The 25,918-nt window shown below is 41.1% G+C and carries 19 protein-coding genes and 1 tRNA gene; 9 read left to right on the top strand and 11 right to left on the bottom strand.

Features of this window, described 5'->3' with window-relative positions:
• Positions 1 to 273: 273 nt before the first annotated feature.
• A tRNA-Arg gene (locus EDD70_RS14495) sits at positions 274 to 348 on the top strand.
• 114 nt (positions 349 to 462) lie between these two features.
• Here EDD70_RS14495 and EDD70_RS14490 read toward each other — a convergent pair.
• Together EDD70_RS14490 and EDD70_RS14485 are read right to left on the bottom strand one after the other, a co-directional pair.
• On the bottom strand, positions 463 to 3,210 hold the full coding sequence (locus tag EDD70_RS14490) for an AAA domain-containing protein (RefSeq protein WP_092756451.1): 2,748 nt from the start codon (positions 3,208 to 3,210) through the stop codon (positions 463 to 465).
• Positions 3,211 to 3,470: 260 nt separating this feature from the next.
• Positions 3,471 to 4,364, bottom strand: coding sequence for an AraC family transcriptional regulator (locus EDD70_RS14485; RefSeq protein ID WP_092756453.1), 894 nt, complete (start codon positions 4,362 to 4,364; stop codon positions 3,471 to 3,473).
• 170 nt (positions 4,365 to 4,534) lie between these two features.
• Here EDD70_RS14485 and EDD70_RS14480 point away from each other — a divergent pair, with 170 nt between their 5' ends.
• The 7 genes from EDD70_RS14480 (at position 4,535) to EDD70_RS14450 (ending at position 13,614) form a co-directional block, all read left to right on the top strand.
• Positions 4,535 to 5,512 (top strand): uroporphyrinogen decarboxylase family protein, encoded by a 978-nt coding sequence (locus tag EDD70_RS14480; RefSeq protein ID WP_092756455.1) that lies wholly within the window; start codon positions 4,535 to 4,537, stop codon positions 5,510 to 5,512.
• 59 nt (positions 5,513 to 5,571) lie between these two features.
• On the top strand, positions 5,572 to 6,624 hold the full coding sequence (locus EDD70_RS14475) for a substrate-binding domain-containing protein (RefSeq protein ID WP_092756457.1): 1,053 nt from the start codon (positions 5,572 to 5,574) through the stop codon (positions 6,622 to 6,624).
• 107 nt (positions 6,625 to 6,731) lie between these two features.
• Positions 6,732 to 8,213, top strand: a complete 1,482-nt coding sequence (locus EDD70_RS14470) for a sugar ABC transporter ATP-binding protein (RefSeq protein ID WP_092756459.1) — start codon at positions 6,732 to 6,734, stop codon at positions 8,211 to 8,213.
• 42 nt (positions 8,214 to 8,255) lie between these two features.
• Positions 8,256 to 9,233 (top strand): ABC transporter permease, encoded by a 978-nt coding sequence (locus EDD70_RS14465; protein WP_162840946.1) that lies wholly within the window; start codon positions 8,256 to 8,258, stop codon positions 9,231 to 9,233.
• Positions 9,234 to 9,271: 38 nt separating this feature from the next.
• Positions 9,272 to 10,282 (top strand): uroporphyrinogen decarboxylase family protein, encoded by a 1,011-nt coding sequence (locus EDD70_RS14460; RefSeq protein ID WP_092756463.1) that lies wholly within the window; start codon positions 9,272 to 9,274, stop codon positions 10,280 to 10,282.
• Positions 10,283 to 10,335: 53 nt separating this feature from the next.
• Positions 10,336 to 11,388 carry a uroporphyrinogen decarboxylase family protein gene (locus EDD70_RS14455; protein ID WP_242943191.1) on the top strand — a complete coding sequence of 351 codons (1,053 nt, stop codon included), beginning with the start codon at positions 10,336 to 10,338 and terminating at the stop codon, positions 11,386 to 11,388.
• A 423-nt stretch (positions 11,389 to 11,811) separates the two neighbouring features.
• Positions 11,812 to 13,614 carry a flavocytochrome c gene (locus EDD70_RS14450; protein ID WP_242943192.1) on the top strand — a complete coding sequence of 601 codons (1,803 nt, stop codon included), beginning with the start codon at positions 11,812 to 11,814 and terminating at the stop codon, positions 13,612 to 13,614.
• Positions 13,615 to 13,977: 363 nt separating this feature from the next.
• Here the strand turns inward: EDD70_RS14450 and EDD70_RS14445 are convergent, their stop codons facing one another.
• Genes EDD70_RS14445 through EDD70_RS14425 form a run of 5 tightly spaced genes read right to left on the bottom strand, consistent with a single transcriptional unit; the run spans position 13,978 to position 19,283 of the window.
• Positions 13,978 to 15,480, bottom strand: coding sequence for a sugar ABC transporter ATP-binding protein (locus tag EDD70_RS14445; protein ID WP_092756465.1), 1,503 nt, complete (start codon positions 15,478 to 15,480; stop codon positions 13,978 to 13,980).
• 28 nt (positions 15,481 to 15,508) lie between these two features.
• A complete protein-coding gene (locus EDD70_RS14440) occupies positions 15,509 to 16,570 on the bottom strand; it encodes a sugar ABC transporter substrate-binding protein (RefSeq protein ID WP_092756467.1) in 1,062 nt (353 codons plus the stop codon).
• Between the two features lie 53 nt (positions 16,571 to 16,623).
• Entirely contained in the window at positions 16,624 to 17,688 is a 1,065-nt protein-coding gene (locus tag EDD70_RS14435) for an ABC transporter permease (RefSeq protein WP_092756469.1), read from the bottom strand.
• A complete protein-coding gene (locus tag EDD70_RS14430; RefSeq protein WP_092756471.1) occupies positions 17,685 to 18,929 on the bottom strand; it encodes a uroporphyrinogen decarboxylase family protein in 1,245 nt (414 codons plus the stop codon). The genes EDD70_RS14435 and EDD70_RS14430 overlap by 4 nt, the downstream gene beginning before the upstream one ends.
• Before the next feature lie 30 nt (positions 18,930 to 18,959).
• Positions 18,960 to 19,283, bottom strand: a complete 324-nt coding sequence (locus EDD70_RS14425; RefSeq protein WP_092756473.1) for an L-rhamnose mutarotase — start codon at positions 19,281 to 19,283, stop codon at positions 18,960 to 18,962.
• Between the two features lie 241 nt (positions 19,284 to 19,524).
• Here EDD70_RS14425 and EDD70_RS14420 point away from each other — a divergent pair, with 241 nt between their 5' ends.
• Positions 19,525 to 21,822 (top strand): extracellular solute-binding protein, encoded by a 2,298-nt coding sequence (locus EDD70_RS14420; RefSeq protein ID WP_092756475.1) that lies wholly within the window; start codon positions 19,525 to 19,527, stop codon positions 21,820 to 21,822.
• Between the two features lie 250 nt (positions 21,823 to 22,072).
• Here the strand turns inward: EDD70_RS14420 and EDD70_RS14415 are convergent, their stop codons facing one another.
• From EDD70_RS14415 to EDD70_RS14400, 4 genes are read right to left on the bottom strand one after another with little or no spacing between them, the layout of a single operon-like run.
• The gene (locus EDD70_RS14415) at positions 22,073 to 23,044 is read right to left on the bottom strand and encodes a Gfo/Idh/MocA family protein (protein ID WP_092756477.1); all 972 of its coding nucleotides are present in this window, start codon (positions 23,042 to 23,044) and stop codon (positions 22,073 to 22,075) included.
• 20 nt (positions 23,045 to 23,064) lie between these two features.
• Positions 23,065 to 23,877 (bottom strand): sugar phosphate isomerase/epimerase family protein, encoded by an 813-nt coding sequence (locus EDD70_RS14410; protein ID WP_092756479.1) that lies wholly within the window; start codon positions 23,875 to 23,877, stop codon positions 23,065 to 23,067.
• Between the two features lie 56 nt (positions 23,878 to 23,933).
• Positions 23,934 to 24,848, bottom strand: coding sequence for a sugar phosphate isomerase/epimerase family protein (locus EDD70_RS14405; RefSeq protein ID WP_092756481.1), 915 nt, complete (start codon positions 24,846 to 24,848; stop codon positions 23,934 to 23,936).
• A gap of 2 nt (positions 24,849 to 24,850) precedes the next feature.
• Complete coding sequence (locus tag EDD70_RS14400) at positions 24,851 to 25,903, bottom strand: Gfo/Idh/MocA family protein (protein ID WP_092756483.1); 1,053 nt, start codon at positions 25,901 to 25,903, stop codon at positions 24,851 to 24,853.
• Positions 25,904 to 25,918 lie beyond the last annotated feature (15 nt).

The following is a 25,918-nucleotide window of genomic DNA, read 5'->3' as shown; positions in this document are numbered from 1 at the left end:
CTCTCGGTTCGCAAACCCGCTCACAGAGCCGTTCTTTTGTTCCTGCCCTCGCTGACAGCTTTATTATATTACCATAGCACCTGGGGTTTGTCAACACTTTTTTGAAAATAATATCGAATCCTTTTGCTTTATAGTTTTTATAGCAATATTCAGTCTGATTATTTCAAAGGTATTTTCTTTTCGCTAAGTTTATGCTATACTATTTAAGCTATAGTATTGAAGATATGGTAGCAATAAAAACGATAACTACTTTATTGCCGTTTTCATATATATGCCCTCGTAGCTCAGTGGATAGAGCATTCGCCTCCGACGCGATGTGCGCTGGTTCGATTCCAGTCGAGGGTACCATGAATTACACCCCATCACAACTTTTAACGGTTGTGATGGGGTGTTTGTTATATACATTATATATAATTGTTTAATCCACTGCTTAATCCAGTGAAAAGCATAAAAGGCAGCGTTTTAAATCAACTTCTCATACTCGTTCAAAAAATGAGCAACTTGTTCTATTTCTCCGCTTCCGTTAGTGGGGAAACGCAGCAGCGGAATACCATAGAGTTTCAGTATACGGTCTTTCATACGGTCTCGCTCATACTGTGCTGTACCGCGTTTATGGTAATGAAATCCATCTACTTCGATGGCTAAAACCGGTTTTTTGGAAATCGTGCTATAAATCAGAAAATCTAAATGTGTTGCCGTATTCATAGCATAGCGGCATTCTTCATCATTCAATCGCTTAGGGTCACGAATCAACATATTCAGCGGCTGATGGCAAATTACATTCAATGGCAGGTTTGTGTGTCGCTTCAAAAGTTCCATAAGGTTTCCGTACATCACATTTTCAGAATCATAAGTGGATACACGGGGATGTTTTTTTAAGAATGCAATGCGCGCATCAGTATATTGTCGATAAAGCAAATCGAACACAGAATAAATCTCACTTTGGACGATTTGAAAATTGTAGTATTCAATATAGGAAATCAAATCGCCAATGTTGCTGTCGGTCGGTTGCTCGTTGCAGGATGTCACCAAACAAAGTCGCTTTTTTGCACGAGAAACAGCAACATTCAATAGATACGGATCATCAGAGAAATCAGTAACAACATCATCAACCGTTGTTAGCACAATCGTGTCTTTCTCTCGACCTTGAAACTTATGGACAGTGTCTACTTCGATTAAATTGGAATCGAGTTGCGTTGTGATATTCGTCGCCTGATCCCTGTATGGAGCGATAACACCGATTTCATCTGCAGTTACATTGCTTTTTAATTTGGGTAAAGCCTCCTGAATCAATACATCAATCTGGCGCTGGTTGGTGTGGTCACGACGATGGTTCCCCTCCACTGTTTTATAGACAGATAATGTATCATCTTCACCGTGATCTGTTGTCATAACAATCAGCTCATTATGATAAAATTTCTGATTACAGTATCCAATAATTTTAGGGTGACAGCGATAATGTTCGCGAAGCAATGTTTGTGGGGCTTCGGGTAGAATACAGCAAATAGATTTTAAAAAACTGTTTGCAGAGAAAGAATACCCCGCTGCGAGTTTATAGGAATTGAATACCGAGTCGCTGCGCTTTTTCGCATCTTCCGCGACCACATTGGGAAGTTGTTTCAAATCCCCTACAATAACTGCATTTTTGGCACTGGATAAAGCCAACGCCCCCGTAGCTATATCCACTTGAGAAGCTTCATCCATAATAACATAATTGTATGTAACACCCTTAAGACAGTTTCGGGACGAAAAGGTGGTGCTGAGAATAATAGGATATTCTTTTGGAATATCAATGGCTCGTTTCCATAGGTCATCTCCAGTAAAGTACTTTCTTGTATGTTTGTTGCCATACTTCTCAAAAAGCTTTGCATGCAAATAGTCCAAAGACCACCTTGTCAACTTGTCCATTTTTCTTGTCGCTTCAACATCGTCCAGATATTCTTTCAAATCGTGGATCTCGCTTGCCAGTTCTTTTCTCCGCGCTTGATAAAACAAAGCTTGCAGCAACGTAATAATAGTAGGCAAACTATTTTTGTAAAAGTTCCAGTCTGAAATACCATAAATAAGAGCACTTTTAATTTTAAACAAAAAAGAAACGCTGTGCTTTTTTTCTGAAAACGCATAACATTCCTGCCAAAGCTGCATCAGCTTTTCTGATTTTAGCGTGCGGCGTAGTTTGATATCGGCGTATGGCAACTCCGATTCTGAGCAGTACTGTTCAAAATACTTAATTTCCAGAAGTAGTGATTCTAGTTCCAATCTGGTTTGAGCAAGGCGTTCCTGCTTTTTAAATGTATTGGATACTTCTTCCGAGAGTCCCTTAATCTTCTCTCTCAATTCTTCTTGTTCGCCAGGTTCCATCTCCCAGCTAGAGAGATCTGGATAGCGACCGTTCTGATTCTGAATAAATTGCTTTTTATTGTTAGAACTACCTAGAGGTGCAACAAGAAACTCCATACCGTATTTGGGCGAGGCAAGCTTTTCTAATATATTGGCGGTGGCGGAGTTGTTGTTGGAGACTACCTGAATGGATTTATTTTCTACCAAAAGATTCGCGATAATATTCAGAATCGTTTGTGTTTTTCCGGTACCAGGCGGTCCCTGAATTACGCTAAGCTGATTACACATCGCATTTTCCACGGCGCGAAACTGGCTGGCGTTTCCGCCAAATGGGAATATCAGACTCCGCTTTTGATAGGTGCGAATTTTATTGTCATTCGGATTTAGATAGAGAGCCATGGTGCTGTCTGAGCCTACGAAGTCCAAGCTATCATACTGTTTTTGTAAAAGAACTTCGCCATCATCGCTTTTAAGTTCGTTAATGGACGCAAGTTCCCGTAAATAATCAAGGCAGTCCTGAGATTTCTTTTTACTAAGACAGGATGTTGCAATTTTTAATTCTCGTTTGTCATAGGTTCGTTCGCTTCCATTTGAAAAACAAACGTGCCAGTAGTCCGTTACAGCACCACGGAAACTAAAGATATTTTCGATATTGAACAGCTCGCGATCACCGTGTGTGATGTGTACTAATGTAGGATCTATTAATTCTGGTTTTCTAATCCATTCAATAGAATTGTAGTTGTATTGATAGATCTTATCGCTTTGAAAGGTAATATCATACATTTTATAGGTTGGATTGTATTGGCAAAACTTCACATCAGCAGTGATGTCTTGCCCGTTATGTAAAATCAAATTTTCTCTTTGGTTCAAGTTGTGTCCTCCAAGTTGCTAAGGATTTATTGGGATTCATATAACATAATCCGCAATTCAGCTAAGTACCATAATGGGAGCTTAAATTTCAAATTTAACTGTATTTTAAAATATTTTTACCATATTATCTTTTTCTGTTTATATAAGATGATACCACCCCAACCGTAATAAGCAATACAAACTATGATTGGCGCCAGGTTCGGTTTTGTCTATCATTTTGCTCGTCTTGTGTTGCAGCAGGCGTTAACGATGCCTGTTTTTTACTTTATATTATTGTTTTTGTTGTGTTTCTTCATATACTCTGATGGTGAATATGTGGTAAAACGCTTAAAAACCACAGCAAAATAATTGCTTGTTGAAAAACCCAGTTCCATTGCTATGGATGTAATAGACTGCTTGTTGAGCAGCATTGTTTTCGCAATCTCTACCTTGCGAAAATTAATAAACTCCCTAGGGGTAACACCCATTTCATTTTTGAACTTCTGCTTGAACCGTGAAATAGAAAGACCACTCTGATTTGCGAGGTCGTCGAGTGAAATTTCTTCATTAATGTTGTTAAATATGTAGTCCACCGCCTTTGCAATATCCGGGGTAAGTTTAAACTGAATCTGCTTATCATAGTCCAATAACCGATGTAAAAAAACGACGAGCAGACCTGTAGCTTCATAACGATTGCTATCGTCGCATTGGTAAAGCAAAGAAAAGCAGCGTTTAATCAAGCTTGCCATTTCTTTATCATCGGTTTTTATAACACGGTTCTGGATTTTTTTTAGATTCTTAATTAAATCCAACGCCCAGTCATTCCCCAAAAACAAAAAATCTTGATATCGACTAATATCAAGCTGAAACCAGTACATTTCATTCGCTGACATCGGTATTGAGCCAGTATCATGAATCTCATTGGGAAATGCAACGAAAATATCACCTCCGGATAGTTTGTATTCTTTATCGTTTACAGAAAAAGTGACATTACCTTTAATAATATAAGTAAACTCAAAGCTGTTTTCATGAAAATGCAGCTGCAATGGCGATATTGCCTTTGTAAGAAAATGCCTGCCAAACATGCGCAACCCATTTATATGCAGTTCGCTGTTAGTAAGCACAATGCGTTCACCGTTATCAAAATATTTATCCGCCCAGTTAATCGGTTGCATAAACGTCTCCTTAAATATACTTATTTTGTATAGGTTTAATTTTGTACAATCGATACGATTGAATGCGATACTATATAATTAATTATATAATAAGTATTGTAAAAATCAAATAAAAATAATTTTAATTGATTCAAAAAACTATACCATTTTGATGCAAAGGAGAGAGAGCTGTGACACCGCGTATAAAATTTATAAAAGCGCTAAAACGTGAAAAAATCGAAGGTCATGTTCCTCATTTTGAGTTGGTGTTTTTTCTTACTATGGAGTCCATAGGTCGTATCCATCCTTCTCATCGCAACTATTCACAGTGGTACCAAATGAGCCGTAATGAACGCAAACTTCATTTAAAAGATATGGCTTTAAGTTACATAGAAATTGCAGAAAAATACAACCACAGTGCTATTTTTGTACACCCCAACCCAGGCCCTATCGGCGAAATGCCCGATGACATGGAGGCAACCCGCGAAATACTCGAAACCATCCGTGAGCTTTCGGGCGATAAATACTTTTTAATGATCCACGGTGATCCCACACACCCCATCCCTACCGGAGATACGATGATGGATTTCACCACTAAAATGTACGAAGAACCCGAAATTCTGCACGATGAAACAAAAGAACGGGTAGAATTTGCAATGCAACTGTGCGACAAAATGAAACGGCACAGCGGGTTGCTAGACGGTTATGCTCTCTGCTCTGATTACTGCTTTAATGCAAACCCATTTTACAGCAATGAAATGTTTGCAGAATTTGTTCAGCCCTATTTAAAAGAAATTCTTGCTTATTACCGTGCAAACGGCTTTTATTCCATCAAGCACACCGATGGAAACGTGATGCCCATCCTTAATCAGATAGTGGAATGCCAACCCGATGCGATACATTCGCTCGACCCACAAGGCTATGTTGATTTAAAAGAAGCAAAGCGCTTGTACGGCGATAAAGTTTGTCTTATTGGTAATGTAAACTGCGGGCTGATGCAAACCGGAACGGAAGAAGAATTGGTTGCCGATGTACGGCGCTCTTTGCAAGAAGGCATGCCGGGTTACGGGTACATTTTCTCCTCATCCAACTGCGCTTTTACAGGTCTGGATCTTCGTCGTTATGAATTGATACACAAGATATGGAGAGAAGAAGGCATCTACCATTAAATTGTATTGCAAACCAAACGGTTTTCAAGAAATATAAACAAAAAGAGGAGAGCATAATCATGAAAAAAATTATAGCTTTGTTACTTGCCGGTACGATGACCCTTTCTATGTCGGCATGCGGCGCGAAACCTGCTGCATCCGAAGCTGCCCCCGCAGAAAGTGCATCAGCCGAAACTGCATCTTCAGAAGCTGCCCCCGCTGAAAAAGAAATTACGGTAGCAGGTGTTGTGTTCCAAGAAGATCAGTTTATGAAACTAATGCAAAAAGGCTACGAAGAGGCTGCGAAAAACCTTGGCGTAAAATGCATGGTAAGCAATACTAACAACGACCAGGCAAAAGAGGCAGAACTCATTAACACCTATGTTTCACAAAAAATTGACGGCATTGCAATTGCACCTCTAAACGATCAATCCTCGATGCAGGCATTGAAAGCAGCGAGTGAAAAAGGGCTTGAAATTTCAGTTGGCAATACCAAGCTGAAAGATGCACCTTTTGTTTGCGGAGGCTATACCTCTGATAACTACATGCTTGGCCAGCAAACCGGCGAGATGGCTAAAAAATTTATAGAGGAAAAACTCGGCGGCAAAGCAAGGGTTGCAGTTGTACAGTTTAAATCTCAGCTTCCCACTCAGTCTACCGAACGTATGAATGGTTTTGTTGACCAGCTCAAAGACCTGCCCAATGTCGAAATCGTTGCAGATCAGGATGCGTGGATGCAAGATCAGGCAGTGCAGGTAGTAGGCGATTTGCTGACCGCAAACGATGCAAAAGGCGGCATTGACATTGTTTGGGCTGCAAACGATGGCGGTACGATTGGTGCTGTTATGGCAGTAAAAAATGCAGGCAAAGCAGGCAAAACCTTTGTATTTGGTACCGACGCAGCAGAACAGCAGGTTGCTATGATTAAATCTGACGATAACATTTTGCAGTGTGTAACCGGTCAAGACCCATTCCAGATTGGTTATAATACGATGGAAGTACTAATTAAAGCAATCAGAGGCGAAAAAGGCGAATACGGCAAAGAAACAATTGTTCCGGGTATCGTTCTTTCTCGTAGTGATATTGCAGCAGTAGATGCATTTGCTACTGTGCTTGCAGAAAAAACCAAATAATTATTAAAAAAACCTTTTCCTTTTCTTTTATTGCCGGACGGATAACAAAAATCGTCCGGCAATAAACAGAAATGCACACATCTTTATGAAAACGAGAGGTAAATACGATGAGTGTTTTGAGAGCCGAGAATATCACCAAAAATTATCCCGGTACTGTAGCACTTGATAATGTCTCTGTTGCGTTTGAAAGCGGCAAGGTGCATGCTTTTATCGGAAAAAACGGTTCGGGTAAATCCACATTGGTGAAGGTGTTTTCGGGAGCCATCGAACCTTCCGCAGGATGTTTTTATCTGGATGATGAAAAAATCACACTGTCGAACCCTCAGGAGGCTATTGAAAAAGGAATTTCCACTGTTTATCAAGAGCTAAGCCTGATACCCGGCCTGACGGTTGCCGAAAACATTTTTATGGGCAGGCTGCCTATGAAAGGCCCCATCATCGACTGGAAAAAGACTTATGAGATGGCACAGAAAATTTTGGATGACCTAAATGTAAATATTTCGCCAAAGCAGTTGGTTGCTGATTTGAGCATGTGGCAGTGCCAGATGATTGAAATTGTAAAGGCAATGAGCACCTACCCCAAGGTGTTGCTGTTGGATGAACCAACTTCTTCGCTTGCAAACCACGAAACAGAACTTCTGTTTGAAATGATTCGCAATTTAAAGAAAAAAGATGTCATTATCATTTACATATCACATCGTTTACAAGAATTGTGGGAAATCGCAGATACCTGTACGGTTTTACGTGACGGAAAATTTATTGGCAAAACAATCATGAAAGAAACATCGCACAAGCAGCTGGTAAACATGATGTTCGGCGATGTTGAAATAAAAACAAGACCGGATGACTTAACGGTAGGCGATAAGCCTGTTTTACAAATTAACAATCTTTGCAGAAAAGGCGTTTTTGAAGACATTACCTTTGAGGTACGCGAAAAAGAAGTGTTGGGCATAGCAGGCATGCTCGGTTCGGGCAGAACGGAGCTGTTAAAATCTATTTTCGGTGCCGATCATTTTGACAGCGGTGAAATTATATTTAAGGGTAAAAAGATTACGAATCCCAATCCGGTTAAAATGCGCAATGCCGGCTTTGCCCTTACCCCCGAAGACCGTAAAAACGAAGGGCTTATTCAAATTATGCCTGTTTACGGCAACCTTTGTGTAGCAAGCCTCGATTACATTGCCAAAGGTGCTTTTATACGCAAAAACAAAGAGCAGGAATATGTACGCCGTCAGGTGAAGGATTTGCAAATCAAAGTGCCGGATGTACATCAGCCGGTTTCATCGCTTTCAGGCGGTAACCAGCAAAAAGTAGTTGTGGGCAACTGGCTTAACACCAACCCGCAAATCATGTTTTTCGATGAGCCGTCCCGCGGTATTGATGTAAACGCCAAACAGCAGATTTTCCAAATTATTTGGGACCAGTCGCGCAAAGGTGTTTCAAGCATCATGGTGTCCTCCGAGCTTGAAGAGCTGATTGAGGTTTGCCACCGCATTTTGATCATGAAGGATGGAAAAATCGTAGGCGAAGTAAAACCCGAGGATGTTACGGTACAGGACCTTTATGCATTATGCATGGGTAACGACTGATGAATAAATTAAGATGCGGGCTACCCGCATATGGAGGTTCATATGAAAACTGCAAGCTTTAATTTTCAAAAGTTTTTAAAAACTTATGTTATGGAAATTGTACTCGTGATTATCAGCATCTGCATCGCCTTTTCTGCTCCCGGCTTTTTAACGGCGGCAAATCTGCTTAATATTTTGCGCAATACCTCATTAAAAGGCGTTATTGCATTTGGTATGACAATGGTTATTATCTGCGGCGAAATTGACCTTTCCATTTCGTCTACCGTAGCTATGTCGGGTATTATTACCGCACTGGTTTCAGGCAAGCTTGCCTCAGCGGGCATTATGCCTATGGAGTATGGAGTGATATTGGGTGTTTTGCTTGCAATGATCGTTGCTGCACTGGTCGGTACCTTTAATGGATGGGTAAGAACGAAGTTTAATATTCCTACCTTTATTATTACTTTGGCAATGATGAATGTACTGTATGGTTTATCGGCTATTCTTTCCAAAGGTTTCCCTGTCACCACTTTACCTGCTTGGTTCAGCGTACTGGGTGCCGGCCAAATTGCAGGCATTCCTGTACCCGCAATTATTTTGATTATTGTATTTGCTTTAATACATATAGTAATGCAATATACCAAATTTGGGCGCTCTGTATATGCGGCGGGCGGTAACCCGGAATCGGCAAGATTATCGGGTGTAAATGTAAAGCGAGTTAAAATTGTAGTTATGATAGCGGTTCAGGTGCTTGCGGCTTTGGGTGGTATTATGTGTTCATCGCAGGTTATGTCGGGTGCCCACAACTTTGGTAAAGGCTGGGAGATGGATGTTATCGCCTCGGTTATCATAGGCGGAGCAAGTATGAACGGCGGTATTGGTAAAGTACGCGGTACCTTTGTAGGGCTTATTTTTCTGGGAGTACTGATGAACGGTATGACTTTGCTTAATATTAACGAATATATACAATACGTAGTTCGTGGCGGTTTGATTTTAGCAGCAGTACTGGTAAATACTCTGCAATCGGTTCATAAAAAATAAACCGCACAATTTAAGAATGAGATATGATGGAGGCTTTTATGACAAGTAAAGAACGAGTGCTGAGAACACTAGAGTTTCAAAATCCCGACCGCATACCGGTAGATTTATGGGTACTGCCCGCCGCAAAAATGCATTATGGCAGCAAACTGGATGAAATATGTTCCAAACACAATCGGGATATTGTCTCTTTAGTCGGTCCGTATGACCACGGTTATACTCCCGAATACTATCAGCTTGGTACATATATTGACCCTTGGGGCAGTGAATGGACTAATATTCAAGCAGGTATTATCGGTGAAGTAAAAAACCCTGTTTTCAGTGATTATGATAAATTAGATGGCTATACAGCCCCCATTGAAGGCTTTTTACGTGAATGGGAAGAAAACAAAGAAAACCTCTGCCAACAAATCAGTGAGGCACGCAGAGCCGATAAATTTATTATCGGCGGCTGGATGAGCCTGTTTGAGAGAATGCAGTATCTGCGCGGCACAGAAGACCTTTATTGCGATATTGCATTGGAAGAACCTGAGATGTTCCAGATGATCGATTTTGTTATGGATTTTATGCGTGCATACACAGACCGCTGGCTTGAGATGGATATTGATGCAATGGCGTTTGGTGATGACTGGGGAACTCAAATCAGCCTGCTGATAGCGCCCGACAGCTGGAAAACTATTTTCAAGCCGCTTTACAAAGAACTTATCGATAAAATTAAAGCAGCAGGCAAAAAAGTATTTTTCCACAGCGATGGGTACATTTTAGAGCTGTACCCCGAAATGATTGAATTGGGTGTGGATGCAATTAATTCACAGCTATGGTGTATGGGTGTAGAAAAAGTGGCGGAAAAATATGCGGGTAAAATCACCTTTTGGGGTGAAATCAGCCGCCAGAATACCTTGCCCCTTGGTACCCCCGAAGATGTGCGCAAATGTGCAGAAATTATGAAGAAGAACCTTTTTGTAAACGGTGGCGGTTTGATTGGGCAGAGTGAAATCAACCGTGATGTGCCGCTGGAAAATATAGAAGCACTGTTAGACGCATGGAATTAACAATTCTCTAAATGCAGAAAATAATTCTATTCTTACGAAAGAGTGAATACGAAATGATTTTTCAGCCTGATTTTAGAAATATTTTAGACGCAGCTTACAACAAAGAGGCAAAACGGCTGCCGTTGTATGAACATAAAATTTCACCTAAAAAGATGGAAGAGATTACAGGCAAAAAATTTGCAGAACTGTATCAAGGCAATAAAAGTGATATCAATGAATTCTTTCGCAATTACTGCGGGTTTTATCAACAGATGGGGTACGATACGGTATCGTTCGAAGAACTTATCGGCCCTGCCATGCCGGGTAGCGGAGCACTGGGTGAACATGTAAAAGGCGCCATTCAAGACAGAACCGATTTTGAACGTTACCCGTGGGACGGAATTTGTGATACCTATTTTGAAATGTACTCCAAATATTTCGAGGCTCTGCGAAACAATATGCCGGCAGGTATGCGAGCCATCGGCGGTATTGGATACGGTATTTTTGAATGCGTGCAAGACCTCGTGGGATACGAAGATTTGTGTTATATGGCAGCGGATGACCCTGAGCTTTATGAGGAGATGTTTCATAAAGTAGGCGATAACAATTTAAAGATATGGTCGCGTTTTCTTAGGGAATTTGGTGATATTTACTGTGTTTGTCGTTTCGGCGATGACCTTGGATTTAAATCCACCACGCTTATTTCCGCAGATGACATCCGCAGTCTTATCATTCCCCAGTATAAGCGCATTGTTGATGAGGTGCATTCTTACCGCAAACCATTTTTGCTACACTCTTGCGGCTGTATTTTTGATGTAATGGATGATATCATTGACCAAGCAGGCATTGATGCCAAGCACTCCAACGAAGACCAAATTGCCCGCTTTCCAGTCTGGGTAGAGCGCTACGGCAGCCGTATCGGAAATTTTGGCGGTATTGACACCGATGCGGTGTGCCGCTTAGGTAAGGCAGAAATGCGGGAGTATATTACCGATGTAGTAAAAAAATGCAAGGGACATGGCGGGTTTGCTTTCGGTTCAGGCAATTCCATCCCCGATTATGTGCCTGCACAGGGCTACCTCAACATGGTAGAAATCGTTCGCGAATTGCGCGGTGATTTTCAATAATACTAACTCTTTATAAAAAAAAGATTGCAATTGCCTTTACGGTGTTTGCAATCTTTTTTCTGTATAAGTATATCTAAAGTTATTATTTTGACAGTTTTCTTAATCCAACCGGTTGTAATGTTCTAAAAACAATAATGACAGTAATATAAATTGATATACTGAACGTGCAATTGCTATACAAACCGGCGGAAGATTATAACTTGTCTCTTTTGTAGACAATTTCTTCGCCTTTTTCAACATTTTGGATAAACAATCTTTATTTACCTGAAATTTTTGTAGCTGAATAACAAAATAATTTTAAAACATTCTACAAGATTGCCAAAGATTTACTAATAAGCTTAGATGAGATAGACAAATATTTAAAAAGGTACTATACTTAGAACACTAATTGTTTGTTAAATAGCAAACAAAAGGAGGATAATAATGACAAAATTAAAAAGAACAGCTGCACTCTTGCTCTGCTTTGCCATGATTTTCATGAGCTTTGCAGGATGCGGAGCAAAACCTGCTGCTGACACACAAGGCACAATAACCGAAGGAATCTTCAAACCCGGCAAATACGAGGGCGAAGGCAAAGGTTACGGCGGCAAAATTAAAGTTGAAGTTGAAGTTGACGCAAACAAAATCTTAAGTGTAAAAGTTTTGGAACATAAAGAAAGCGCCGGCGTTTCTGACGGTGCGTTTGAAAAACTCCCTACAGCATTTGTAGAACAGCAATCGGTTGCTGTAGATACAGTAGCAGGCTGTACATTCTCTAGCAAAGGTATTATTGAGGCAGTAAAAAATGCGCTTGAAAAAACAGGCGTTGATATGAAACAGCTGGAGAAAAAAGCCGAAGTTGCAGACACAGAGAAAAAAGAAGTAGAAAAAACAGCAGAGGTTGTTATCATCGGTGGCGGCGGTGCAGGTCTTGCCGCAGCAGAATCTGCTTATGAGAATGGTGCAAAATCCGTTATTCTGCTTGAAAAAGCAGCAACTCTCGGAGGAAATACCATCCGCGCAGGCGGTGCTTACAATGCTGTTAACCCCGAAAAGCAAAAAGCTCAGGGGATTGAAGACTCGATTGAAAAGCACATTCAGCAAACCTACGAGGGCGGCCATAAAGTAGGTAACATGGAACTGATTAAGGTTCTTTGCAACAATGCTTATGACGGTGTTACTTGGTTGGAAGGCTTGGGACTGCAGTGGCAGGATAAAATCGGCTCTGTTGTAGGTTCCATGTGGCAGAGATCTAACCAGACGGTTGCACCTTTGGGAACAGGCTACATCGAAACACTCTCCAAAGCTGCTACAGCCAAAGGCTGCGAGATACTGCTTGACACCAAAGCCAATGAGCTGATTATTGAAAACGGCCGTGTGGTAGGCGTAAAAGCCGAAGGTCCCGACAGCATCTTGACTGTGAAAGCAGAAAAAGGCGTTATTATGGCAACCGGCGGTTATGCTGCTAACCCCGAAATGGTTAGACAATACCTCTCCGACGGTGTTTACACCAAAGATAACCTGCCCGCAGACGTTGTTTCCACCAATGCTCCCGGCATTGTAGGCGACGGCATTAAGATGGGCGAAGCAATCGGTGCACAGCTGATTGACATGCAGCACATTCAGTTGCTGCCTATGCCCAGTGATAGATTTGGTCCCTCCATCAACGTTGAGCATTCCTTCTTTATCAACAAAGAGGGCAAACGCTTTGTAAAAGAAGATGGCGCAAGAGATGAAATCTGCTTGGCAACCTTTGAACAAAAAGACGGACAGTATTTTATGATTAACGACAGCAAAATCATTCCGGAAAACAGAAAAACCCTTTCCGGTGAGGATTTGAATAACCTGATTGAAAAAGGACTGGTTGTAGAGGCTAATTCGCTGGATGAGCTTGCTGAAAAAATAGGCGTACCGGCAGATGCTTTGAAAAAGACAACCGAAACCTTTAACTCCTATGTTGCATCTAAAAGCGATGCTGACTTTGGCAGAAAAGTATGGGGCGAAAAGATTGACAAAGCTCCTTTCTACGCAACACTTCGTTTCCCTGCACTGCACCACACTATGGGCGGTTTGAAGATTAACACCAAAACCGAAGTGCTGGATAAAAACGATCAGCCTATCCCCGGTTTGTATGCAGCCGGCGAGGTAACCGGTGGTATCCACGGTGCAAACCGTTTGGGCGGTAACGCAATTGCGGATATTATTGTATTCGGCAGAATTGCCGGTGCAACTGTAATGGGTAAATAACCTGTTTGCTGTTTGGGCAGACAAGTTTGACACTCACCCGCAAAACAGGTGTTTTGCCAAAACCCAATAGAGCAAATTTTTCTAAGGGCAGCCGCTAAAGCGACTGCCCTTTTTTATGCCTTTGTATTCTCAACGTATCTTTTGTTTTCATCCAAGACAAAAACCACCCGTGCTTAATCGTGCAGTTGGCAACCTGCTTCAAAAATCAGCAGTAGCGCTTTCTTCTTGTATCTAAAAACTGCTGCTACAATGCAGCAGCAGTTGGTTCTATTTCGTTAAAGCTGCAAAAAGCCGTCTGAAAGTAAACTAATACTTTCAGACGGCTTTTTATAAACGGTTAAACTTTTTATAAACCTCTCAGAATTAAGCCATCAACCGCCCAATTTCTTCGCTTACTTCTTCGTAAGACCTATGAATTTCATTGAGATTGGTTATCTCCCCTGTAATCTTTTGGTCTTTAAAAACAAGAATTCTTCTAGCAAGCGTAATCATTTCGGGCATATCCGAGGAAATCAGAATGATTGATTTTCCCTCCTGCTTTGCAAGATTCCAAATTAAATCATGGATATATTTTTTTGCACCCACATCCACACCTACGGTAGGCTCATCAATAATTAAAATGTCACAGTCTGCTGCCAACCATTTTCCAATACTCACCTTTTGCTGGTTACCACCTGATAGGCTGTAGGCTTTTGTTTCTTGAGACGGCGTTTTAATCTTCATTTTATCTACCATAGAGCTGACAATTGAGTTTTCTTCTTTACAGCTGATCTTACGGAACTTGTTTAATATTCTTTTCCACACCGTAATGGTAAGGTTTGTTGAAACACTAAAATCAAGCATTAAGCCCTCTTCTTTGCGGTTTTCTGTAACATAACCCATATGATAAAGATCCAGACTATCTTGTATTGATTTGATATGTGCCTTTTTCCCGTTGATAAAAACCTCTCCGCCATCCATTTTATCGGCACCTATCAGCAGACGTGCCAGCTCGGTTCTGCCCGAACCCACCAGCCCGTAAAAACCCAGTATCTCACCTTTATTCAGGTGAAAGCTTACTTTATCAAACTGCCCGTAGGTAGTAATATCTTTGGCTTCCAACACCCGCTCATTCTTAATATCCAGCGAACCGAGATAGGCTACCGATTCCTCTCGTCCTATCATCATTTTTACAATGTCTTGTCTGCATATATTCTCGCAGGATTTGGTGCCAACATATTTGCCGTCTCTGAGAACCGAAACTTTATCGCACAGCTCCAAAACCTCTTCGATTTTATGAGAAACAAAGATAACTGCAACATTTTGCTGCTTGAGCTTTTTGACAATTTTTATCAGGTTCTGGCTTTCGTAAGATGTCAGAGATGAAGTAGGTTCATCCAACAGGATGTACTTTGCTTCGGAAGACAACGCCTTGGCAATTTGAATCAGCTGCTTTTGCGCTGCAGAAAGATGTTCGATACGGTCTGTAGGCTTTACATCCAACCCTACCATATCCAAATACTTAGCGGCAACCTCATTGATTTTTTTCCAATCCACCACAACACCGGTTTTAAATTTATCAATTCGGTCTAATATGATATTTTCTGCCACTGTAGCATCGGGTATAATCTGAATTTCTTGGCTGACTATGTTGATATCATGATCGACTGCATCCCTAAAATTTTTTATTTCTACGGGTTTGCCGTCCAGATACATTTCACCCAAGTCAGAATGATAAATACCGGTGATAATCTTCATCAGTGTTGATTTACCCGCCCCATTTTCGCCCATGAGAGCATGAATTTCTCCGCGCTCAAAGCAAAGCGATACATCATCCAACGCCTTTACTCCCGGAAATATTTTACTGATATGCTTGAGTTCTAACATTTTGCTACCTCAACTTTTTGGTTGATTTTTATTTGGATAAATAAGTTTTGGTAAGATCTAAAAGGATAAAATCAGTTACTTTTTCCAAATCTTTTTCAAAGCTTGTCATATTTTCTTTTGTAACCAAAACGTTGCCCGAGTTAATAAAATACTGGCCATCCTTTGCCTTGTACCCTTCGTTCATCAGCTTGAGCAGCATGCAAGAGATATATCCATGACCCAGCGGATTTTGTGCAATGGTTGCATCTATAATGCCGCTTTCAATGGCTTTCATAACGCCGGGGTCTGTATCAATGCCGATTGCATAAATTTTTTGGTCTTTGTTTTTAGCATAGTAATCGGATAAAATCTGCGACATACCCACCGTAGTTACAAAACCTGTGCAAACCATACCGTTTACTTTACCTGCATTTGCTGATAGTACACTTTCGATTTTGCTTACCGCCTCTTCTTGTGTTTTGATGCCCGCTACTTCTTGAATAATTTTAACATTCGGGTATTTTGCAACTGCTTCCTCTACGCCTTGTTTACGAAGAGCCGTGTTCGGATCCTCCAAAACCTCCAACACGTTAACCAAATTTCCCTTTTCACCCATCATTTTGATAACAGCTTCGGTTGCGTCGTAAGCTGCTTTTTTAACATCGGTGCCTACGGCAAAAGAGGCAGCCGTGGGTTTAGAGGTATCGGTACCGAAATTGACTACATTAACGCCCATTTTTTTCGTGATTTCATCATAAAGTCCGTTCGCACCCGATGCATCACACGGATAAATGGAAAGTGCGTTTATGCCTTGTGCAATCAGTGCTTCTACTTTTTCGTTCTCGCTTGCCTGGGTCCAGTCCGGCCCGATTTGAATGGTGACGTCGACGCCTTCTTTTTCAATAAATTGTTCAACACCCTTTTTCACTTCATCAAAATAGGGGTGCGGTGCAGGCGCATACCATGCCATTTTCAAAGCGCTTTTACTCTCGTTTACAGCGCTTTCTCCGGTTCTCTCCGTTTTAGTCGGTGCCTTAGCACATCCCGTAACCCCCACGATGAGTATACATGCCAGTAAAATTGCCACTGCTTTTTTCATTACGTTTTTCATACTTACTCTCCAATCTGTGTACTTAAAGTACAGCTTAAATTAAAGTGTATGCATTACGTATTGCCTTCTGCATACACTTTGGATTCTGCTTTGAGACTCTTCTTGAGTTTATTGCGGTTTATAATAACCTTGATATTCTCCAAAGATACTGCCAGCAATAGGATGATTCCTAAGTATGTCTGTTCAAAGTAAACGTTCGCATTTAGCATGACAAGCCCGTTTTTAACCATTACAATCAAAAAGCCTGCAAAAAATACGCCGACAGGGTTAAATACCCCTCCTTTCAAAGAGATTCCTCCGATTACCGCAACTGCAAAAGATACCACCATCCAGTCTGCTCCTGTAGAAGGCTGCGCAGAACCGGTTCTTGAAATCCAAAGAATACCCGCTATTGCAGCAAACATGCCCGAAGCAACATTTGCCAATATAATCATTTTGTTTGTATTTACGCCGGACATGTGCGCTGCTTCAACATTACCGCCCGTAGCCAATACTTTTCTGCCGGTTACGGTAAATTTAAAGAAATACCCCAGTATAACAAGTGTTACAACTGCCAGCCATAGCAAGTGAGGGATGCCAAGGAATCCGTCTCGTCCAATAATCGTAAAGTTGGTGGGAATATCGTTGTAGGGGAAGCCTTGCGATACCCCGTTTATCAGCCCTGCAAATACAAATGATGTGGCAAGGGTAACAACAAAGGCATTGAGTTTTAAAACTGTAATAATAGCACCATTCAGTAAGCCTGCAAGCAAGCCAACAATTAAACCAATTACAACCGCAACGGCGGGCGGCAGCCTCAATACCTGCATGGAGTACCCCACCGCTACCACTGTCATACCGCCGATAAACCCAAGGGACAGATTCATACCGCCAACGATTACAACCATACCCTGGCCCAAAGCGATAAATATGTAGATTGCTACTGTACGGCCAATGTTGAACAGATTATAACCGGTAAAAAAACTGTCTGAAAAAAGAGTAAAGATTGCCCCTAAAAATAATACAGCAATTATTACGGTTACTTCGTTTCTTGCCAAAAGCCGCTTGATACCTTTTTTTTCTTTCGCCAAGAGTGCGTTTTTCACTTTAGTAGCTCCCATCATCTCAACCGTTTTCATAATAAATCCGCATCCTTTACTGCCTGATACATCGCAATAATATTTGAAGGTGGTACATCGGGCATAATATTGTGCTCTGTGTTAAATACAAAACCTCCGTCTACCATGAAAATGTCTATCATACGCCTTGTATAATCGTATACTTCCTGCGGAGTGGCACGGTTTAAGATGGTTCGGGTGTTGCATCCGCCGCCCCAAAACGTAATATCTTTACCGAACTCTCGTTTTAACACTGCAGGGTCCATCTGGTATGCAGTGGTTTGAACCGGGTTAAGAATATCGTACCCTGCATCGATTAAATCGCCTATAATCGGATAAATAGAACCACAGGAATGCAAGAAAGTTTTCATCTTGCTGTGTTTATGTACATATTCATTCAAAGCAGTGTGATGCGGTTTAAAAATTGTTTGATATTTTTCGCGGGACATAAACATCCCCGTATCCATCCCGAGGTCATCACCGAAACGAAGAATATCTACAATATCGCCCACCGCGTCGCATACCTTTTCTAACGTTGCAAGATGCCGTACCATGAGTTGTTCGAGCAATTCTTTTACAGCATCTTCATCTGAATAGATGTCCATGAGGAAATTATCAATTCTTCTTAAAAATGTTCCCCATTCAAACAGATTGCAGCCACAGGTAATCATAAGTGCTTTGTCTGTATTTTGGCGCAGCTGCAAAACACGCTTTCTTAAATCTTCGTAAAAGTTTGGTTCCGATGCATGGTCCCATGGGCTATGCACCAACGCCTGCCATAGAATTTTGTTCATATCCTTATCGAGATTGTCGTAGTTATCGGGATAATCATCTTCGTAAGGAAAATACGTTTGGTCAAAGAACGTTGCGCCCACGGGCATCTTCGCTATCTGCGTTCCTTCTTTATCAAACACCAAGTAAGAGCCATTTGGCTGCAATGTAGGACGAAACCATTTGGGGTATTGCGCAATCGAGCCATCCGCAAGTGTGGTATCGTACCAATCGCTGTCTTTTTCGTTAAAAACCCGCCCAACGTCAATGACATCCACACCAAATAAATCCAATATCTCTTGCTCTGGATAAACAACCTGCTGAACTACATCGTAAATTCTGGTATGCCCATTGTTCATATCTAAATGCTTTTTTAAGTTGTTGTAAGCAATTGCAGAAATTCCCGAACTGGGTGTTGCACCCAAATCCAACGGCACCCTATCCGGTTGTTTGTGCTGCACCGATGCCATAATTCGTTCTCGTGAAGTCATTCAAGCTTTTCCTTTCTATGTTTAAATACTTTAATCGAGATGAAACACTTCTTCCATTACAGACCACCATTCGCCCGGACTTGCAGACTCTACCGGCTGCTGACAAGGGTCGGTCAATTTCCACCACTCTTTGGTACGTTCATCCATTGCCATCTTTTTCATATCGCCTTCGTAATCGTCGCCTGAATATTCATAGTAACTAAAGAGATAGCCTTCTTTGTAATAGATGGAGTAGTTTTCGATATGAACTTCTTTTATTTTTCTTTTTACATCTTCCCAAACATCTGCATGTAATTTTTTGTACTCCTCTAATTTTTCGGGTTTTACACGAATGACAGTCCCGTAACGTTTCACAAAACATTTCCCCTTTAATTGTATTTTTTGTGCATTATATTTCTCATTGATTTCATTATATCGAATGTCGAGTGCATTTTCATTACAATTTCGAAAAATATTTTCTAATCGTTTAGATACTACTAAATTTTACCTCGATAACGTTGACTAGCCTTTTAATAAATGATATATTAATGTAAATTGAAGTTATACTGTTTTTTTCGTAAACGTTTAGATAATCAGATTGAAAAGGGTGTTCTGTATGGTAACCTTAAAAGATGTTGCAAAAGATGCAGGTGTATCCATTGCCACAGTCTCTTGCTGCTTAAGCGGCAGCCGTGTGGTAAAGCCAGAGACAAAAGCAAAAGTTTTCGACTCCATCGAAAAATTAAAATACATACCCAATAATTCCGCAAGAAATTTGAAAGGGATTGCCTCCAACTGTATTGGTGTAATTTTGACGGACATTGATAACCTTTATCATGCAGAAATTTTTAAAGGTATCTCCTCTTACTTACAAAACGAAAATTATACATTAAACGTTGCATTTTCCAACAACTTACCCGATATTGAATGTGAAAAAATTGATGATTTTATTGGGCAGAACGTAACAGGGCTGCTTATTATTACATGCCAGCCGCATAATACCGATTTTTTTGCAAATAGCATTAAGCATTATAATATACCTACTGTTTTTATTGAACGGCATCCTGTCAATTTAGATACGAATTTTGTATCTTTTCATAACTATAAAACTCTCAATTTTATAGTTAGCAGGTTAATTGAGCAAGGATATACTTCCATCGCTTTGGTTTCGGGGTACGAACATTTATCATCCGAAGAAGAATGCATTAAAGGCTACGAAGATGCCTTTTACAACCATGGATTAAATATTAATTCAGAACTGATTTGTATGACCAATATGACAAAAGAAGATGCTTTTAAATCGACAATGATTTCTCTCGGCAGCCAAAAAATCCAAGCTGTTGTAACATCATCCGTCACTATTGCACAAGGTGTTATTGAGGCACTTCATGTCCAAGGGCTGCACGTACCGGATGACATAAAAGTAATAACACTTGGCGAAGAAAGCTGGAACAATACAAGTAAAACCCCGGGTGTAATCCATACTTCGCGCACGCCATTCGAGCTGGGGGTATCCGCATCTAAGTTATTACTCCAAAATATTAATTCTCCCATACTTTTTGAAAAGCAAACCATTACATTTACCGACAATTTTGTAAATACAGAATTTATACTTCCCCCTCCTGCAAAAATAGAAAGCATCTATCCCATAGTTTCTGAGCAAAGGCAATATCTTAATGTACTGATGGTAGACCTTGCAACTTCCTACTCTACAAAGGTCATATCCCAAAATTTTACAAATCAAACAGGTATCGATATTCATTTTGATTTTGTTCCGCAAAATGAATTGTTAAAAAGTATTATTGATGATAGCAATCGTACTGAAAGCAAATACGATATTTATATGTACGATGTACCTTGGCTTGATTATGTTGTGCAAAATATGCTGGTAGCCGATATTACAAGTTTTGTTGAAGGCAGAGAATTTGACCGTTCGCGTATTTTTAAACAAAACATGGATAATTGCTATTACAAGGATAAATGTTACGGTATCCCGATTATTGGCGGTTCGCAAATTATGTTCTACCGTAAAGATTTATTTGAAAACCGCGAAATTATGAAACGATTTGAAAATAAATATAAAATTTCATTATCACCGCCAAGAACTTGGACAGAATTTAACGGTATTGCAGAATTTTTTACAAAAGATTACAATCCTTATTCCCCCGTCGAATACGGAACTTCTTTTGCAGGTATCATCGACGAAGAACTGGCACCCGAAATTTTAATACGTTTATGGTCTTTTGGCGGCAAGCTATGGGATCGGTATAACAATGCCTGTCTGAACAATCCCGAAAATATAAAGGCATTTCAGAATATACTGCAAACCTTAAATTATGTAAAGCAAAGCCCATTTCAAACCTCCATTAACCAAACCGTTTCAGATTTCTGCTCGGGCAATACCGCTATGCTTATAACCTATACCGAATATGCCTCGCAAATCAGCAACAATATCAAATCGGATATCAGCGGCAGGGTAGGATACAAGCCTTTGCCGGGAAAAACTCCGGTTAGCATCGGTTGGAATTTTGGTATCAGTAATTTTTCATCGAAACAAGAAATTGCCTATCAATATTTTAACTGGTTGTGCCAACACGATACCAGTTATTATCTAACTATTTTAGATGGGCAATCCACTGTAATTGATCCTTATCACAGCCAAGAACTACTAAAGCTTTACCCTTGGCTTAGGCTGACGGAAAAGAGCTTTGAATATTGCAAAAAGCGAGTAGGCCCTTACCGAAACAATTCACTTGTCATCCCGCAGAGCAAAATAGAATCTATCTTATGCCAGGTTTTGCACGATATATTAGAGAACGACATGTCTTTGCAGGATGCTCTTAACAAAGGGCAAGATGATTTGGCACTTGTTTTTCAATCTTACGGTTATCCAAAATCGCTTCATTTTATATAAGTTGGGTACGTCTTTTTAAATTGAATTCTATCTGTGCACGCTTAGAAAGTGCTCAATTATTTACTGAGGGCCTCAAAATGCCCATTGCGTTTTGGGGCTTGTCGTTTGTGCAGGCTCCCCCGAGCGTGTGCATAGAGCAATGTACGGTTTTGGTTTGTAAAAATTGAAACAATACGGCTTAAAACAAAAAACAGTGCGAACTCTTAAAAAGAATTCGCACTGTTTTTGCGTCTTTAATATAAAACCTTGTTCAGCTGTTATTGACATGCTCCAAAATTTCCAATACAGTCAGCACTTGTTGCTCGCTTACATAGGGCGAAGGTTTATTATGCTTAACACACTGCATAAAATGGCTGAGTTCAGCAAGGTACCAACCTGTTGGTGGCACATTAATACCGGTTGGTATTTTCATTTTATCTTCGGTATCAAAAACACGCGGGGCTTTTCCAAACTGATAGGCGGTAACCGCTGTACCATCGTTTACTACCATTGCATTTTCAAAATAGACACGCCAGCGCGCGATAAACGGAATATCCGCATTCAGCCAGCCTGCTTCGGCTGCTATGTGTAGTTCATTGTAGGTATACAAAAAGCGATAATGCTCCGGATAGGTTTTGTCTGCTCCGCCGCAGCTTGTGTAAGCTACTTTGCTTGGTTTGCCGAACAAGCTTACTATGATGTCTAAATCATGAATGTGTAAATCAAACGGCACAAGGCCGCTTTTTTCTTTATCGAACAGCCAACCTCCCTGTGCCCATCTGGGTGCTGCAGAAAGCCTCTCAAAAAAAGCATCCAAAGGTTTACCGTACTCGCCGCTTTGCACAAGCCCGCGCAGCACCTCTACTTCTTTGGTAAATTGCAGCACCTGCGCAACCAGCAGCTGTACGCCCTTTGCTTTTGCAAGTGCGTACATTTCTTCCGCATCTTTTTTACATAAGGCGATGGGTTTTTCGGTAATGGTATGCTTACCGAGGGCAAGGCTCTTCATCACATGTTTTTTATGTAAAAAAGTTGGCGTACAGATATCTACCACATCAATCTGTTCGTGTGCTACCATACTTGCAATGTCATCGTAAAGGGGCAGCCCCCACATGGCGGCCCGCTGCCTGTCTTGCTCGCTGTTCCCTACTATTGCGGCCACCTTGCAGCCTTCGATATGCTCATAATTGCTGTGGTGCACCGTACCCATACCGCCCGCGCCGACTATACCAATATAAATCATAAGGCTATCCCCCACTTGTTTTATAGTATAAAGCCAAGGCGTTTCAAGTATTCGGCAGAAGTTTGCACTGCTCGGTTTATCTCTTCCAAATCTTTTGCGCCAGCCTGGGTAAACTCAATTTCAATGCTCAAAGGGCAGTCGTTTTTCGCCTTGCGGAGTTTATCAAAAATCATGGGAAAGTCCACATATCCTTCACCCAGGGCAGGGAAATTCCACTCTTGCCTGCCTCCCGCTTTTTCTTTGATGTGCATATAACCGATTTTGTCCATACAAGCATCCAAATCATCTGCTAAATCAACGTCACCGTAAAAAATGGCGTTAGCGGTATCGTAGTTGATTAAGACACGGGGCGATGCAACCAAATCAACAATCCCTTTGAGGATTTTACCCGATCCGTGGTCTCCATGCACCTCCAGCACAAGTTTTAAATTGTACTCTTCCAAATACGGCAGCAAGCCACGGATATGCTCTGCAACCTGTGCATGATCCGCAAGTGCCTTATCTTGCAAATGCGCCTCTCCGATAGAAGAAACAATATAATCACAGCCCAAAAAAGCCGCTAACCTGATATTGGCGATAAAGTCGCCGATGCGCTCTTTATCCATCAGGTTGCAGTGTCCGCTCATTGCAAACGGAATAAGCTCCGCAGCTTTCAGCTTATCTTTTATTTCACACAGGCGTGCAAAACTCAAGGTGGGAAAAACATGTTCCGTCCAACCCTTGGTGGCAGTGAGCTCAATGTAATGGAAGCCCGCTTTTTGAATGCCATCTATCGCCTCTTCTATAGAATAGCCGTGGTAGCAATTGGAATTTACCGCAATAATCTGTTTCACGCACAGCACTCCTTTGTGTACATAATAACAACAAACTGTTTTGCCGGTTCAAACTATTAAATTACAAACTGCTCTATGTATTTTTTAGAAAGACACAGGCTATCCAACACTTTTTCGCGGGTGCCTTCAAAGGCGCGGTCTTCCACTTCAATACAGGTATAGCCATCGTAGCCGATGTCTGTAAGCGCAGAGACATATTTGCTCCAGTTTACATCACCGAGACCGGGGAGTTTCGGGCTCATATACTCAAGCGGATAAGCCATAATACCAACTTTGTTGAGCCTGTCGGGATGCAGTTTGATGTCTTTGTAGTGAACATGAAATATCTTATCTTTAAAATCGTATATGGGCTGAATATAGTCCATCATTTGCCAAACAAAATGGCTTGGGTCGTAATTTAGCCCAAAATTGGGGCTTGGAATCATACGAAACAGCTGCTCCCAAATTTTTGGCGTTGTGGCAAGGTTTTGCCCGCCCGGCCATTGTTCTGCCCCAAATAACATAGGGCAATTTTCTATTGCAATTTTAACCCCTTGTTCTTCTGCCAATTTGATAATAGGCGGCCATATTTTTTGAAACAGCGCTATGTTTTCTTCCACCGTTTTGCTTTGGTCTCGCCCGATAAAGGTGGTTACCATGTTAACGCCCAGTTTTGCACTGGCAGCAATTACTTTTTTTAAGTGTTCAATACTTTCCGCACGTTTTTCGATATTTCCATCCATCGTGTTGGGGTAATAAGCCAGTGAGGATATTTCCACCCCTTTTGCCTTGCAGTAGTTATTGATGTATTCTGCCTTTTCGTTATTCAAGGTGTCCACATCAATGTGGCTTACCCCGGCATAACGGCGCTCTGCTTTTCCGTGCGGCCAGCATGCAACTTCTACACAGGTAAAGCCCATTTTACTTGCGGTATCAATCATTTCTTCAAAAGTCCAGCCATCTAAAATGGCACTTACAAAACCAAGTTTCATTTTTATTCCCCCTTATCCAACTGCCGTACTGCAACCGTACGCCCCGTCTGAGAAGATTGAATGCTGGCAAATACCGCACGCATTGCCGTGAGAACCGATTCACCCGAAATAGCAGGTGCTTTGTTGTTCACAAGGCAATCCACAAACTCGTCAATAACACCCGATTTTGTTTGGTTGTCGTTGGTTTGTATCTTATCGATTTGATAATAAATGTTCTCACCAGATGCTGTTGTCACTGTAATAGAGTAAACAGGGTCGTCGTAAATACACATCATGCCTTTTGTGCCGTACAAAATGGTGGAGTTATCCTCCTCACCGTAATAAGTCCAGCTTGCAGTCATCGTACCAAGCGCACCGCCGCTCATTTTATAAATACAAACAGCATTGTCATCTACTCCAATCAGGTTCCCGTTCGCATCCTTTTTATCTAAAGTGGTTATTATAGCCGTTGTCTCTGTTACGGTTTGCCCTAAAAGAAACTGAATTAAGTCTGTTTTATGGATGCCCAAATCAGCCATAGCACCCATTGCTGCCTTGTTCTTATCAAAGAACCATGTATTTTTACCTGAGTCTATGCTCCAGGTTTCGGGCCCGCCATGGCCAAATGTGGTGCGAAAGGTAATCACATCGCCAATAATTCCTTCGTTAAGCAGTTGTTTTGCCCTTGCATGAGCTTTGGTTAAGCGCTGATTTTGCCCTATCATTAAAAACTTACCGCTTTGTTTTGCAGCCAAAACCATTTCTTCACAATCTTCTAATGTGGTTGCCATCGGTTTTTCGCACAAAACATGTTTGCCTGCTTTCAGCGCCTCAATTGTAATTTGGGCATGCGAGCTGTTTGCAGTGCAGACACTTACCGCGTCGATTTCAGGGTCTGCCAAAATTTCTTCGTAACTAGGATATACTTTACCGCCATATTGATTTGCCAATTCTTGTGCTCTTTGCGTGTTTAAATCGTAATAAGCGGCAATCGTTGCGTTTTTATTGTCGGTATACTCTGGAATATGCCGCACTTGGGCAATTTTACCACAGCCAATGATACCTATATTGTACATAGCGCACCTCTATTC

The sequence above is a fragment of the Hydrogenoanaerobacterium saccharovorans genome (assembly GCF_003814745.1).
Classification (GTDB): Bacteria; Bacillota; Clostridia; order Oscillospirales; family Ruminococcaceae; genus Hydrogenoanaerobacterium; species Hydrogenoanaerobacterium saccharovorans.
The sequence above is the reverse complement of the archived record's forward strand: the minus strand, read 5'-3'. Positions and strand labels throughout refer to the sequence as shown.